Genomic DNA, 13,334 nt, shown 5'->3' with positions numbered 1-13,334 from the left:
CGGACTACGCCTGCTGACTTTAGTGTAGCAGATGCCGCCGTCCTATGCACTGCCTTTATTTTCATTCTCAGCTGTGATGGCATTTCATGAGGCGTTGAAAACTGAATATGGAGGACACTGGATGGCAAAAAGTGAAAGCGATATTTTTACACCCCGAACAGGGCAGGTTATACAAGCAGAGAACGGCACGCAGTATTTTGTATGTGGGAACAACCGTATAAAAATCTCCGAACACTTCGCCGCAGGCGGGAAGCCCCTCGGTGATCTGATTGTAGATGTGGTGCGGCATACCGCAGAAAAAGCCGCTTCAACCTGATAGCCCATCATTGATAACACGCCCACGCTTATGATATAATTGCCATAGAGCAAAAGTATTGTAAGCGTGGGTTGTTTCTTTAGAAGGAGGATTTTTACGGTGAAACAACCTTACAATACTACGATTTACAACACGGCGCTTTATATGAGATTGAGCCGGGACGATGAACTGCAAGGAGAAAGCGGGAGTATTCAGACACAACGCATGATACTCCGGCAATATGCCGCCGAGCATGGCCTGAATGTCATAGATGAATATATCGACGATGGATGGTCTGGAACGAACTTTGACAGGCCGGATTTTCAGAGAATGATTGATGACATTGAGGACGGGAAAATCAACTGCGTTGTTACGAAGGATTTATCCCGCTTAGGCAGAAACTACATTCTGACCGGCCAGTACACGGAAATCTACTTTCCCAGCAAAGGCGTCCGCTATATCGCTGTCAATGACAATGTGGACACCATCAACGGAGAGAATGAGCTTGCCCCATTCCTCAACATTCTGAATGAAATGCACGCCCGCCAGACCAGCAAAAAGGTAAAGGCGGCCATGCGGACACGGTTCGCAAATGGCGCACACTATGGAGCCTATGCTCCGCTTGGCTATGTCAAAGACCCAGATAAGAAAGGCCATCTTCTGATTGACCCGGAAACAAGGTGGATTATCGAAAAGATTTTTGACCTTGCCGTTCATGGCCGGGGAGCCGCCAGCATTACACGGATTTTGGTCGAAGAAAAAGTACCTACTCCCGGCTGGCTGAATTTCCAGAGATACGGCACTTTCGCAAATATCTATGCCGGAGCGCCGGAGGAAAAAGCCTATGCGTGGACGATAGCGCAGGTGAAAAGTATTCTGAAAGAGGAAACCTATATCGGACACAGCATCCACAATAAGCAGACCAACATTTCATTCAAAAACAAGAAGAAAGTACGCAAGCCAAAAGAGGAATGGTATCGTGTGGAGAACACCCACGAAGCGATTATTTCCGAAGATGTGTTCCGTCAAGTACAGGAGCAGATTTGCAACAGGCGCAGACGGCAGAAGAACGGCACAACACAGATATTTTCCGGGCTGGTAAAATGTGCGGACTGCGGCTGGTCGCTGGCCTATGGTATGAACAGCCAGAACAAAAATCCCTATGCCCACTACCATTGTAGCAAGTACGGGCAAGGATTGCACCAGTGTTCCATGCACTATATCCGCTATGATGTGCTTTACGCCTATGTCCTTTCCCGTCTGCAATACTGGTCTGTGCTGGCACAGCAGGATGGGGACAAACTTCTGAAACGGCTACTTAACGCCAGCGACAAGGAACGCAATACTGCAAGGAAGCGGCAGACAGCCGAACTGAAAAAGGCGGAAAAGCGCAAAGCAGAAGTAGACACCCTGTTTGCAAAAATGTATGAGGACTGGTCTGCCGGACGCATTACAGAATACAATTTCAATATGCTGTCCGAAAAGTATCAGGGCGAACAGCGAGAATTGGACGCAAAAATTGAACGGCTTCACGAAGCGATGGAGGCCGCCGCCCAGACAGCGGTTGACGCTGAAAAGTGGATAGGTCTGATGAAACAGTATGTCAATCCCACAGAATTGACGGCTGAACTTCTGAATACGCTGATTGAAAAAATCGTTGTCCATGAAGCGGTCAAAGGTGAGGACGGAAGCCGGGAACAGGAGGTAGAAATCTTCTACCGCTTTATCGGCAAAATCGAATGACACATCTTGAGATACCCAACAATATCTTTAACTAAGGGAAACGGGCTTATCTGTTCCAGACGCCGACCTGCTCATCGCCTTGTCGGAGGCGTTGGAGACGCCTGTCAGCACGTTGCTGGGGGAAACAGTGACAGAGTCGGAGGCGGATGAGGTGAAGGCTCTCGCGGAAAAGCTGGAGGTCATCAATCTACAGTTCGCCCGGAGAAAGGCCCTGCGGCGCTCCGCCCTCCACTGGGGGCTCGTCGCAGTGTGCGTGGGCATCCTTGCTGTGACCGCAGTCTTGGTCGTGGTAAACAGCCCTTACCTGGGCTGGGATTACAGCGCTCCGGAGACCGCCGTTATGGGAGTGGCCATCCACGCCTTTGAATGGGGCTTTGTCCGCCTGGCCCCCTTCGTCCTGATTGCGGCGGCGGCAGGCGTTTTCCTGATGCGGAAAAGAGGATAGAGGCTACGAAGGCCCCCGGCAGAAAGCCAGGGGCCTTTGTAGGAACGACAGTATGGGAGTCACCCTTTTGTCATTCTCCGAGAAACAGTTCGTTCTTCTTGGTACGCTGCAGATCTTCTTCATCTTGCCCGCGGCAACCGCTGTCAGGATAGGGTTGATGCTTCGTGCATGAGCCGGACAGATGCTGACGCAGCGCATACAGCTGATGCATGTTTTATGATCGGTTTTGGTGGGAGCTGCCGCCGGAATCGCCTGAACGGGACACTGCTTAGCGCACAGCCCGCAGTTCGTACACTTCTTCCTGGCGGAGAGCTTGATGGGAATCCCGGAATACTCCCTGAATGGATCATTGCCGGGAACGGCCAGGTCATCCGGGATTCGCCCCTCCTTCAGACACCGGCGGATCTCTTTGGCAAATCGAGACAGTTCCGCCAGATCACCGGAATCTGGACGGCCCGTGGCAAACTGGCGCATGATGGAATGTTCCGCCACGGCTGCCACAGCCGCGGCGCAGCGGAAACCGGCACGCTTCAGGCAGGTTTTCAGTTCCAACAGCGTGTCATCATAGGCCCGGTTTCCATAGACCACCACCAGAATGGCCATTGCGCCGCTGGCGCGGATGCGCTTCAGCCGTTCCGCCGCGATGGCCGGGACCCGGCCGCCAAAGGAGGGGACGGCCACGACACAGATGTCCTCTTTGTCCAGAGAGATCTGGGAAAAATCCATGCTGGCATCAGTCAGGTCAATGGTGCTGACCTCCTGCCCGAATACCTCCGCAAAGGGAGCGGCAGCCTTTTTTGTGCCTCCTGTGGGGCTGAATAGGATTTGATAGATCCTCATTTGTGTTCTCCTTCGTTTTCCTGATAGGTCGGGCAGTGTTTCATCTGCCGGACGGCATCCTGCAGCAGCTCCGACACAGCCAGCAGGCTGCTGCTTGCAGAGTCCAGATAATAGTAATTTTTCGTCCCTTCCCGCCGGAATGTGATGATCCCCGCATCCTTCAGGACTTTCAGATGGTGGGACACCGCCGCGCGGGAGAGATTCGTGCTCGCTTGGAGTTCTCCCACCCGCAGACCCCCTGTTCCGCAATTCTCAATGAACACCCGGAGAATAAGCTGGCGGGTCTCGTCTCCAATCGCGCAGAACGCTGGGCGGCAGGCCTGGAATTGCTGCGCCAGCTGATTGCCGCTCGTTGGTTCAGCCATTTGGTCACCTCCGTCCTCCATGATCGACGCGCATGAACCATTATAGCATAAACTACAGTGCGCGGATGATTGGTCAAGAAAATCGAGTTCATTGGGACACTGACCGATCAACCATCAGGCCAGGGGCAACAGCCAGTTGCTTTGCTTTTTGTTCCCCGTGTGGTATGCTTCGGGTAAGGTGGTGATCGATATGGAACCCAAAGAAATCCTTCTGGAGCTGCGCGCCAGGCGCGGCTTTTCCCAGGAGCAGCTGGCAGAAAAGGTCCACGTGACCCGGCAGGCGGTTTCCCGCTGGGAAACCGGCGAAACGGTGCCCAATACGGAGACGCTAAAGCTGCTCTCCAAACTGTTTGACGTCTCCATCAACACCCTGCTGGGCTCGCCCCGGCAGCTGATCTGCCAGTGCTGCGGAATGCCCCTGGAGGACGCCAATATCAGCCGGGAGCCGGACGGCGCTTTCAACGAGGCGTACTGCAAGTGGTGCTATACCGACGGGAAATTTGTCTACACCAGCCTGGAGGAGCTGCTGGACTTTCTGGAGGGCCACATGGCCAATGAAACCTGGCCCCCGGAACAGGTCAGAGCCTACTTTGCAGCCCAGCTGCCAAAACTGAATCATTGGAAGCAGAGATAAGCAAGGCTCCCGCCCTCGGAATTTCAGAGGGTGGGAGCCTTGCTTTTATGCGCCCCGGATGTCTCTCTGCTCGGGTATGGAATTTTGCGCAGACTTGCAGTATAATGACCCAGGCATCCTGTTTTACCCATTCGGGAGGAGATCCAATATGACCTTTCATGAATTCGGAGATGATACGCGCCCTCACATCATGCTGATCCACGGCGGTGGAAACGCTTGGTGGAATTACCTGCGGCAGGCCCGTGTCCTGGCCCAGCACTACCATGTGATCCTGCCTACGCTGGATGGCCATGGCGAGGCATATCGAACGCCCTATGTCTCCACCGAGCGGACCGCAGACCAGCTCATGGACTATATCCAGCAGCATTGCGGCGGACACCTCTTCGCCCTGTGCGGAGTTTCCTTGGGTGGCCAGATCGTGATGGAGCTTTTGGCGCGGAAGCCGGATCTTACCGAAAAAGCCATCGTTGACGGCAGCCTTTGTTACCCGCAGCCCATGATGGCCCGGTTCTGTATCGCCTCGGTATGGCTGTTTGGATGGATGCTGTTCAGCGAATGGGCGTGCCGCATCCAGTTAAAGCTTATGTCCAAGCTGCTGCCCGCGAAGATGACCTATCCCCGGGAGATCCAGGAATATTATCTGCGGGATATGCCCAGAACGCCGCGAAAAACCTTATACACCATGTACCGGACCTATATGGCGCAATACCGCGTGAAAGAAAGCGTGAGAAACAGCCATGCCCAGGTCATGTATTGGCACGGGGAGAAGGAGATGAAGTGCGTCAAGAACTCCGCCCGTACGTTCCAGCGGCTGCTTCCCACCTGCCGGATCTACGAGGCAAAAGGATACGGGCACGGCTATCTGTCCGTCTATCTGCCGGAGGAATGGCTGCGCATCGCACTTCCTTTCTTTGACGGCAAAGATCCCAATACCCCCGGCGAATAGCCGCACATAGGAAACAGGCATTTTATGTTTTGGTGTATCAGGTATACAATAGAGACAAATGATAAGGAGGAATCGCTATGCGCAAGAATTTTGGAGCCAAGCCCTGGACCTATCCCCAGCCGGTCTTTATTCTGGCCACCTACAATGAGGACGGCACCCCCGACGCCATGAACGCGGCCTGGGGCGGCATCAGCGAGGACAAGGAGCTGAGCATGTGCATCAGCGCCGAGCATAAGACCACCGCCAACATCCTGGCCCGCAAGGCGTTCACCGTGAGCATGGCCACAGTGGAGCAGACGGTGGCCTGTGACTATGTGGGCATTGAGTCCGGCAACCAGGTGGCGGACAAGGTAGCAAAGGCTGGCTGGCACACCACCAAGTCGGAGTTTGTGGACGCGCTCCTCATCGATGAGCTGCCCATGGCGGTGGAATGCCGCCTGGTGAGCTACGACCCGGAGAGCTTCCGTCTGGTGGGCGAGATCGTCAACGTGAGCGCCGACGAGTCCGTTTTGGACGCTGACGGGAAGATCGACCCGGATAAGCTGCGGCCCATCACCTTTGACCCCATCCACAACACATACCGGGTGCTGGGCGAGAAGGTGGGCAATGCCTTCCGGGACGGCGTCAAGCTGAAATGACCGGCTGAATTTGGTCGTGAACTCCCGACACTTTGGGGGTAGTTGCACCCGACCCGAACAATGATCAATATCTATACCACAGCAAAAGCGGAGCGCTTCACATGGGCGCTCCGCTTTTCATAGCTCTCTTTGCAGGTACACCATGTCCACCAGCTGCACCCCGCACTCGTAGATGGGGTGGTCGTAGTGGTCAGTAAAAAAGTTCTTGACCAGATGGTGCCTACGAAAGCCGCAGGCTTCATAAAAGGGGATGGTGGACGGGCTGTCTCCGGTGCCAACCTGCAGCACCGCATACTGCTCCCTATAAGTTCGGACAAGGAAGTTCACGAAAGCTTTTCCGTATCCCTTGCCCTGACAGTCCGGCACTACGGCAATGTTTTTCAGTTCCAGAATGCCGCCGCCCTCGTCCGTCACCACGCACTCGGCCTTGACTCCATCGTCCTCCAGCACATACATGGTCCCATGCTCCAGATAACGGTCGATCATGTCTTCCTGCTCGTCCGCCAACAGCAGCAAATCGAGATATTCCTTTTTACGGTCAATGATTTCCCGGATTTTCATGTCTGCCGTCATCGCCTTTCGTAGACCAGAGCAACAATGCCGTTGTAGCGTTCCGTCCCCACCAGCTTCAGGGGCATTTCCTGAGAAAGCTCCGGAAACAGCCGCACGCCTTTGCCCAGCACCGTGGGGATAATGGATAGCCACAGCTGGTCGACACAGCCCTCTTTGAGCAACTGACCGGCCACCGAAGCACCGCCGCAGATCCAGATATTGCCCTTATGTTCCTCTTTCAGCTTGCCCGCCAGCTCTGTGATCGGCCTGTTCCAAAAGGTGATGCCCTCCCGGTCCGGCTCGCTTCGATGGGTCACCACATAACAGGGGCGCCCCTCATAGGGCCAACTGTCCGGGGAGAGCTCCGTGACGATCTGGTGGTAGGTAGACCAGCCCATGAGGATGACCTCCACCTTCTCGTAAAAGGCGGGGTAACTGCCGAAATTCTCCGGCTCGCTGCCGTCGCCCCCCAGCCAGCCCACGCCACCCTGTTCGTCAGCAAGATAGCCGTCCACGCTCACAGCAAGATATAACACAAGTTTTCCCATGACACTTCCCTCCGTTGCTCCTATTGTACCCAATCGCCTCAGAAAGAACAAGCTGTGCTATCGCAGGAAAAGCGGTATCGTACATGAAGATGGATCGGACGAAAACTGTTATCCGAAACTCCCTGAAAAGCCCCTTCATTTGACCGACACTCACTGCCGCCCCTTCTTCTGCCGTTTGCGGAAGTCCTCCTCGATGGCGTCCTTCCAGTGTTTGTCCAGAGGCGCGCTGCACCGAACGGCGGCCACGGCCTGACCCACCATCTCGTAGTTAAGGCGGGTGCCCACGCTGTCACAGTGATAGTTCACCGCCCGGTCGGGGGCGATGCCTAAGCTGCCTGCGGTTTCCACCGCGTCGATGTTGGCACCCAGGAAGAGAAACTCCCAGCCGTACTTCTCCTTCTGGCGCTGGATCATCTCCTTGACCCGCTGGGCGGAGTAGCGGCGGCTGGCGTTCTCCATGACGTCGGTGGTGATGACGAACAGGGTGTGCTCCGGCACGTCCTCGGGCCGGGCATACTTGTGGATGTTGCCGATGTGGTGGATGGCCCCGCCGATTGCGTCCAGCAGGGCGGTGCAGCCCCGCACATAGTACTCCTTGTCGGTGATGGGCTGGACCTCGCTCACCTTCACCCGGTCGTGGAGCACCTCGGTCTGATCGTCAAAGAGGACAGTGGAGACGAACGCCTCGCCGGGCTCCTTCTTCTGCTTTTCGAGCATGGCGTTGAAGCCGCCGATGGTGTCCCCCTCCAGCCCCTGCATGGAGCCGCTGCGGTCCAGAATGAACACCAGTTCCATCAAATTCTTCTTCATAACAAATCCCCCTATACTGTGTTGTTTGGCTTACAAGCACAGTATAGGGGGATTTGTATATTCAGTGGTCGCTTGGTGAGCGACAAATTCCAACAGGGGCACAAAGTCCTGCCCAGTTCTTTGCCACAGAGTGATACACGGCATCCAATATGGACAAATGGGCCTGATGAGCAAACAGGAAATAATAGCGATTTGTAAAACGATAATATTCTAAACCAAGTACACCGTCTGCCTGCAAATGGTTCTTCTGAAATTCCAACATTTTTTGTACACAGACCTCTTTTGAATCAGACTGTGGCCGATGATGGTACAAGATCACACTTTGCCCACGGTTGTAGTAGTCCTTGATCTCTTGCCAGGTGACATGTTTCTCCTTAGCAGAACCATCCTGATGCATCTTTACTGTTTCGAGGCCGTTATCTGGATCGAGAAAGACAATGTCCATTCCATTGGTAGCCTCCAACGCCGCCATGTGCCACTGTTTTCGGCCAGCCGCTGTCAGCCGTTCAGTAAAAAAGCGGGCATTGAGGATATTGCTCTTTTCCACAGCCTCAATGGTTCGATTTTTCTTCACAAGATACGACAGACAGTCGAACAGCTCCGGATCATACTGCCGATATGTATCTGGTTTGTGCAGATAGTCCGTAAATTTTCCATCTTCCTGCTTGCCTGGACGAGTGGGGATCACCCGGTACCAGTTGACAGCCAGTCGAAGGCCGGCGGCAGTCACATTTCGCAAAAGGCCGTACTTTCCGTAATCGCCAATGTCGCCTACATAGTTATCTTGCATACTGCCTGACCTCTACTTTCGCAGGATCTTCTCCATGGGTTTGCCCTTGGCCAGCTCGTCCACCAGCTTATCGAGATACCGGATGTCCCGCATGAGTGGGTCCTCGATCTCCTCCACTCGGATGCCGCAGATCTTGCCGGTAATCAGCGTTCGCTCCGGGTTCATGGCGGGGGCGTTTCGGAAGAAGTCCCCATAGCTGGTGTCGGACTGCTCCAGCCCGCCCAGCTCCTCCGGCGTGTAGCCGGTGAGCCAGGCGGTGACCTGATCCACCTCGTCCCGGGTGCGGCCCCTTTTCTCCGCTTTGGCTACCAGCAGGGGGTACACCCTGGCAAAGGTCATTTCTGTGATATCCATCTGCGGCATGGCTTATCCTCCCAGCAGGCTCTGGTCAAAGGCGAACAGAGCCTCGTTGATCTCGAAGATGTTGTAGTTCTGGTGGGCAATGAAATACTCCACGATGATGTCGAACTTGCTGGCGTGGGAGAAGGCAAAGCCCGCCTTTTCCAGCATTTCACGAGCCTCGGCCAGTGGCAGCTCAAGCGCTACGGCGAAGGCCATGGCGGTGGGCTTGGAGGGCTTATAGTGGACATCCGAGCGGATTTTTGAAAAGAGCTTGCGGTCGATGTTGGCCTTTTTGTAGCACTGGGCGTCGGTCATGCCCCGCTCGTCGATCTTGCGCAGCAGCATCTGGGAAAAGCTCTCGTCCAGCTCGCTGAGGGCTTCGTCCAGGCCGGGAGCCCCCATGGTACAAGGAGCAGGCATCCACTGCGGCTCCTCCGCAGGCATGGATTCCAAGGCCATCCGGCGGCGCTGGTTCTCATAGCGGTCGGTGTGGGCCTCCACATAGCGGTCATCGATATAGGCGGCGATATCGGCAAAGAGCTTGCCGCCGATGGTATAAGCGGCCCGGTCGAAGATGACCAGATACACCGTCATATCATGGGAGAGCAGGAACTCCCCGATGGTGTCCACCGCCACCCTCAGCGCCTGGTCCTTGGGGTAGCCGTACACGCCGGAGGAGATCAGCGGGAACGCCACGGTTTCGCACCCATTGGCCAGTGCCAGCTCCAGAGAGGAGCGGTAGGCGGAAACCAGCAACTCCCGCTCCCCGTGGCCGCCGCCCCGCCAGATGGGGCCTACGGTATGGATGACAAACTTCGCCGGCAGACGGTAGCCCTTGGTGATCTTGGCCTGTCCTGTTTTGCAGCCGTTCAGGGTGCGGCACTCGGCCAGCAGCTCCGGCCCGGCGGCACGGTGGATGGCCCCGTCCACACCTCCACCGCCCAGCAGGCTCTCGTTGGCGGCGTTGACGATGGCGTCCACCTTCATGGTGGTAATATCGTTTCGTACAATTTGCAGGGGCATGACGGCACCTCCTCGCGCTTTGGTGTCATCATACCATAGGCGGGCCGCTTTGGCAATTCAGAGGAATATACTGTGCTTTCTTTCCCTTTATAATGCTTCGACAAGGAAAGCAACAAGATTTTATAAGAAAAGATGAAAAGTCAGACTCACAAGCCAAACGATCGTGTACAGTTTCTTGAAGTCTATTGCCGAACTTCGTTGCCAGTATCCTTGGCATTTTCTATTGAGGCAGCCTATAGAAAAAGTCAAAACAAAAAGTGCAGCTTATCGTGGTGTGGGAGTTTTCCAACAAAAAACCATACAGGAAGCCTTTGAATAGATAACCGGGTGCCAAACCTGTGAATAGTTAGAAAAAAGACCAGAAAATTACGAATCTGAGTCAGAAAGCGGCTTAATGACTATTTGAATTTGTAGCAGGAACATGGTATAGTATAATTGTTGTATTTTTGTTCATAGAAGGAGTTTACTATAGGCAGAAAAAGCAAATCAACTTGAAGATCAAAACTCTCTATTGCCGCATTTCTTTGGATGATGGTGGTGTTAACGAGAGCATGAGCATCAGCAATCAAAAAATCATGCTTCGGGACTATGCTGAGAAAAACGGAATATTTCAGCATGCGTATTATATGGATTATTCAGGAAGAGCGTTCTATTGTTTTGATAATTATTGAGCCATCAAGCACAAAATATGTCGAAGCTCTTCCCACCGCAACCGCTAACCAAACAGTTCTTAACTGCCTAATTAGCCACATTCTGGTGGACAAGGTCAAAAGGATAGACGACCAGAAGATTCAGGAAGTCAAAATTGCCTACAACTTTGTCGGGGAAATTCCAGTGAATGAACCTGTTGGAACTGACTCTTGAGAAATCTTGACATTGTAAAGTGGATTGGGAGATGTTGATATGAGAGAGCAAATTATTCAGATGTTGTCTAATGCCCCTGCGCTACCTGTTCTTTTTGTTGGATCAGGGCTTACACGAAGATACTTAGATCTTCCTAACTGGGAAGGTCTCTTACGGCTATATTGTGTCAAGTCACCGTATGAATATTATTATAGCAAGGCCGAGCGAGAATGCAGAGAGTGTTCGGATATGATTTATCCTAAAATCGCAGATTATATAGAGGCTGATTTTAATGATGCCTTTTTTACAGAGGATAGATATGCCGAAAGTAGAAAAACTCATGCTGAAGATATTGCTGCAAAAATTTCTCCGTTTAAGTTTTGTATTGCAGATTATTTCAAAGAAAAAAGCAAGTCGATTCAGCAAAAATATTCTGATGAGATAACTCTATTCAAGGAAATTGGCAATAAAAATATCAGTTGTATTATTACTACTAATTATGATTTGTTTCTTGAAAACAATTTTGGTAAAGATCATTTTCAACCATACATTGGCCAAAATGAATTGTTGTTTTCTACAATTTATGAAGTTGCAGAAATATACAAGATACATGGCTGTTGCTCAAAGCCCGATTCTATAGTAATTAACTCGCATGATTATGACTTGTTTGTTAGGAAAAGTGCATATTTGAGTTCAAAAATACTAACTCTTTTCTTAGAACGTCCTATTATTTTCCTTGGATATAGTGTTAGCGACCCCAATATTCGCCGCATATTGCGTTCTATTTCAGAGTGCCTTGAAAACAGCCAATTGGAACAGTTGAAAAAGAGACTGATTTTTATTGAGTGGACAGAAGACCCAAAAGAAGAAGGAATCAGCGAAAGGCAGTTCGACTTTGATAACGGAAAAACGATAATTATGGAGAATATTAAACTGTTTGATTACTCCATATTATATTCAGCCATTTTAGATAATACGGTGAAATACGATGTAAAAGCTCTTCGCCGTATAAAAAGTCAACTGTATGAATTGGTAAAAACAAATAAGCCTACAGAAAAATTATATGTTGCTACAAACATTGAAGACGATAGTCAAGATATTGATTTTGTCGTAGGTGTTGGGGTTTATGGTAAATTCGGGAAAGTCGGGTATAGAGGGATAAAGGCAGAGGAATTGTATCTATATGCCATAGGTCAATCAGATTTGCAGTATGACGATGACATGATTTTAAAGGAGGCAATTCCTTATTTGTATAATGGTCGCACAATCTGGCCTGTAAGACAATTTGTCAGCCGCTGTCAATCAATCGACTGCATAAACGATAAAGTAAAATTCTCTTTGGATAAAACCAGTAAAGATTTGCTCTCATTTTCTCAAAAAGAGTCCATTAAGAAAAGAGGATATACGCGCCTTCCTTGTATAGTTGATTATTATAGGCAGTATGGATTGAGCAAAACGATTTCAACTATTTTCACAAGTGATTTTAGCAAGATGAATCCGGATGATTTGTTGCAATTTATAAAATTGGCGCTGGAAGATGAACCTGCCTTGCTGTCTATAACCGGTAAAGGCCATCAATCAAGATCAAATTTCAAAAAGTGTATCGCCCTTTGGGATATTCACGTTTATTCAACCCTGGCAAAACAAAGAATAACAGAATTATCAGACAATTCAAATGTGAATTAACATATGCTGTTATATAGATCCTTTTCTTAACTGGGGAGGATCTATTTTTATCCATTTTTAATTCATCATGTGATATTGCGGGCCAACGGGCATAGTCTCACTACCGCACCCAAACATCATTTCGCAACGGCATAATGAATGGTCGCCGCTTCAAATACGCCGAGGAAAAGATAGTACCAAAATCCCTCGATCTGCATATTTTCCCGGCAAAGAATCCCCAGATAGACGAGCATATACATGCCGACTACAAACTGGACTGCATTCCGGGCGTATTTTTTCTTCTGCTGATATAAGACCAGCCCAACAGCGATTGCAGTGCCGATATAAGAGAAGTTGAAAAGATAGAATAGATTGTCCAGTACAAGCCACAATGTCACCGCGATCGTTTCAAAAATGATCCACATGATAAGTGGCGGCAAATATCTCTTAAACTTCATATTCTCGCCCTGCCTGTTTCATCATTCTTCTGGCTGACCATGGAAATCATTCGGCGGCTTTTCTCGTTCTTGTCTCATCATACCATAGGCGGGCCGCTCTGTCGATTGGAGGCCGCAGGCGAAAGCGGCTATTCTTTGTTTATGCGGCGCATTCCCTGCGCCCTCTCTGCGGGGGGCTGACCCTCCATCACCGCTCTCCCTGGACGGCACTTCTTTTAATATACAGAATCCAATCCCACACCCATCCCAAAAGGAGAAAGTTTTGCTTGAAACACGCAGGGCAAAAGAGTGTCAAAGAGGAATTGCCGGAGCGGCGGAAAGGTTCAAAGAGGGCAACAGAGTGCTACCTGAAAGTTCCGACACACGTTTGGGAGGATACGCCCGGGCAGTCCCACAA

17 protein-coding genes are annotated in these 13,334 nt (G+C 51.4%); 8 read left to right on the top strand and 9 right to left on the bottom strand.

From position 1 onward, the window contains the following. Nucleotides 1-121 precede the first annotated feature (121 nt). From B5F35_RS12165 to B5F35_RS12155, 3 genes are all read left to right on the top strand, one after another. Nucleotides 122-316: a hypothetical protein gene (locus tag B5F35_RS12165; RefSeq protein ID WP_002334813.1), complete on the top strand. Its 195-nt coding sequence runs from the start codon at nt 122-124 to the stop codon at nt 314-316. 99 nt (nt 317-415) lie between these two features. Beyond that, nucleotides 416-2,038, top strand: coding sequence for a recombinase family protein (locus B5F35_RS12160; RefSeq protein WP_087241330.1), 1,623 nt, complete (start codon nt 416-418; stop codon nt 2,036-2,038). Nucleotides 2,039-2,129: 91 nt separating this feature from the next. Further along, nucleotides 2,130-2,483 carry a hypothetical protein gene (locus B5F35_RS12155; RefSeq protein WP_442856470.1) on the top strand — a complete coding sequence of 118 codons (354 nt, stop codon included), beginning with the start codon at nt 2,130-2,132 and terminating at the stop codon, nt 2,481-2,483. Between the two features lie 3 nt (nt 2,484-2,486). Here B5F35_RS12155 and B5F35_RS12150 read toward each other — a convergent pair whose 3' ends face one another. Next, nucleotides 2,487-3,323, bottom strand: a complete 837-nt coding sequence (locus B5F35_RS12150) for an EFR1 family ferrodoxin (RefSeq protein ID WP_087241328.1) — start codon at nt 3,321-3,323, stop codon at nt 2,487-2,489. Then, on the bottom strand, nt 3,320-3,688 hold the full coding sequence (locus B5F35_RS12145) for an ArsR/SmtB family transcription factor (RefSeq protein ID WP_087241326.1): 369 nt from the start codon (nt 3,686-3,688) through the stop codon (nt 3,320-3,322). The genes B5F35_RS12150 and B5F35_RS12145 overlap by 4 nt, the downstream gene beginning before the upstream one ends. A 190-nt stretch (nt 3,689-3,878) precedes the next feature. On the opposite strand from B5F35_RS12145, the gene relB reads away from it, so the two are divergent. From relB to B5F35_RS12130, 3 genes are all read left to right on the top strand, one after another. Continuing rightward, nucleotides 3,879-4,322: a type II toxin-antitoxin system RelB family anti-toxin gene (gene relB / locus B5F35_RS12140; protein ID WP_087241323.1), complete on the top strand. Its 444-nt coding sequence runs from the start codon at nt 3,879-3,881 to the stop codon at nt 4,320-4,322. Between the two features lie 148 nt (nt 4,323-4,470). Further along, nucleotides 4,471-5,268: an alpha/beta fold hydrolase gene (locus B5F35_RS12135; RefSeq protein ID WP_087241321.1), complete on the top strand. Its 798-nt coding sequence runs from the start codon at nt 4,471-4,473 to the stop codon at nt 5,266-5,268. A 77-nt stretch (nt 5,269-5,345) separates the two neighbouring features. Then, the gene (locus tag B5F35_RS12130; protein ID WP_087241319.1) at nt 5,346-5,906 is read left to right on the top strand and encodes a flavin reductase family protein; all 561 of its coding nucleotides are present in this window, start codon (nt 5,346-5,348) and stop codon (nt 5,904-5,906) included. 117 nt (nt 5,907-6,023) lie between these two features. On the opposite strand, the gene B5F35_RS12125 is transcribed toward B5F35_RS12130, so the two are convergent. The 6 genes from B5F35_RS12125 to B5F35_RS12100 all read right to left on the bottom strand — a co-directional run bounded on the left by B5F35_RS12125 (nt 6,024) and on the right by B5F35_RS12100 (nt 9,971). Then, nucleotides 6,024-6,467 carry a GNAT family N-acetyltransferase gene (locus tag B5F35_RS12125; protein WP_087241317.1) on the bottom strand — a complete coding sequence of 148 codons (444 nt, stop codon included), beginning with the start codon at nt 6,465-6,467 and terminating at the stop codon, nt 6,024-6,026. An 8-nt stretch (nt 6,468-6,475) separates the two neighbouring features. Further along, nucleotides 6,476-7,006, bottom strand: a complete 531-nt coding sequence (locus B5F35_RS12120) for a dihydrofolate reductase family protein (RefSeq protein WP_087241315.1) — start codon at nt 7,004-7,006, stop codon at nt 6,476-6,478. 150 nt (nt 7,007-7,156) lie between these two features. Then, complete coding sequence (locus B5F35_RS12115; RefSeq protein WP_087241313.1) at nt 7,157-7,816, bottom strand: vWA domain-containing protein; 660 nt, start codon at nt 7,814-7,816, stop codon at nt 7,157-7,159. Between the two features lie 61 nt (nt 7,817-7,877). Then, nucleotides 7,878-8,606 (bottom strand): hypothetical protein, encoded by a 729-nt coding sequence (locus B5F35_RS12110; RefSeq protein WP_087241311.1) that lies wholly within the window; start codon nt 8,604-8,606, stop codon nt 7,878-7,880. 12 nt (nt 8,607-8,618) lie between these two features. Next, nucleotides 8,619-8,969 carry a DUF2200 domain-containing protein gene (locus B5F35_RS12105; RefSeq protein WP_087241309.1) on the bottom strand — a complete coding sequence of 117 codons (351 nt, stop codon included), beginning with the start codon at nt 8,967-8,969 and terminating at the stop codon, nt 8,619-8,621. A gap of 3 nt (nt 8,970-8,972) precedes the next feature. After that, nucleotides 8,973-9,971, bottom strand: a complete 999-nt coding sequence (locus B5F35_RS12100; RefSeq protein ID WP_087241307.1) for an O-acetyl-ADP-ribose deacetylase — start codon at nt 9,969-9,971, stop codon at nt 8,973-8,975. 615 nt (nt 9,972-10,586) lie between these two features. On the opposite strand from B5F35_RS12100, the gene B5F35_RS12090 reads away from it, so the two are divergent. Next, nucleotides 10,587-10,835 (top strand): DUF4368 domain-containing protein, encoded by a 249-nt coding sequence (locus B5F35_RS12090; protein ID WP_242969510.1) that lies wholly within the window; start codon nt 10,587-10,589, stop codon nt 10,833-10,835. A 39-nt stretch (nt 10,836-10,874) separates the two neighbouring features. Continuing rightward, nucleotides 10,875-12,500, top strand: coding sequence for an SIR2 family protein (locus B5F35_RS12085; protein ID WP_087241303.1), 1,626 nt, complete (start codon nt 10,875-10,877; stop codon nt 12,498-12,500). A gap of 116 nt (nt 12,501-12,616) precedes the next feature. Here the strand turns inward: B5F35_RS12085 and B5F35_RS12080 are convergent, their stop codons facing one another. Then, nucleotides 12,617-12,937, bottom strand: a complete 321-nt coding sequence (locus tag B5F35_RS12080; RefSeq protein ID WP_442856469.1) for a hypothetical protein — start codon at nt 12,935-12,937, stop codon at nt 12,617-12,619. Between the last annotated feature and the right edge of the window lie 397 nt (nt 12,938-13,334).

It is taken from the genome of Anaeromassilibacillus sp. An200, assembly GCF_002160025.1.
GTDB classification, from domain to species: Bacteria; Bacillota; Clostridia; order Oscillospirales; family Acutalibacteraceae; genus Caccousia; species Caccousia stercoris.
This window is presented reverse-complemented; position numbering and strand designations above follow the sequence as displayed.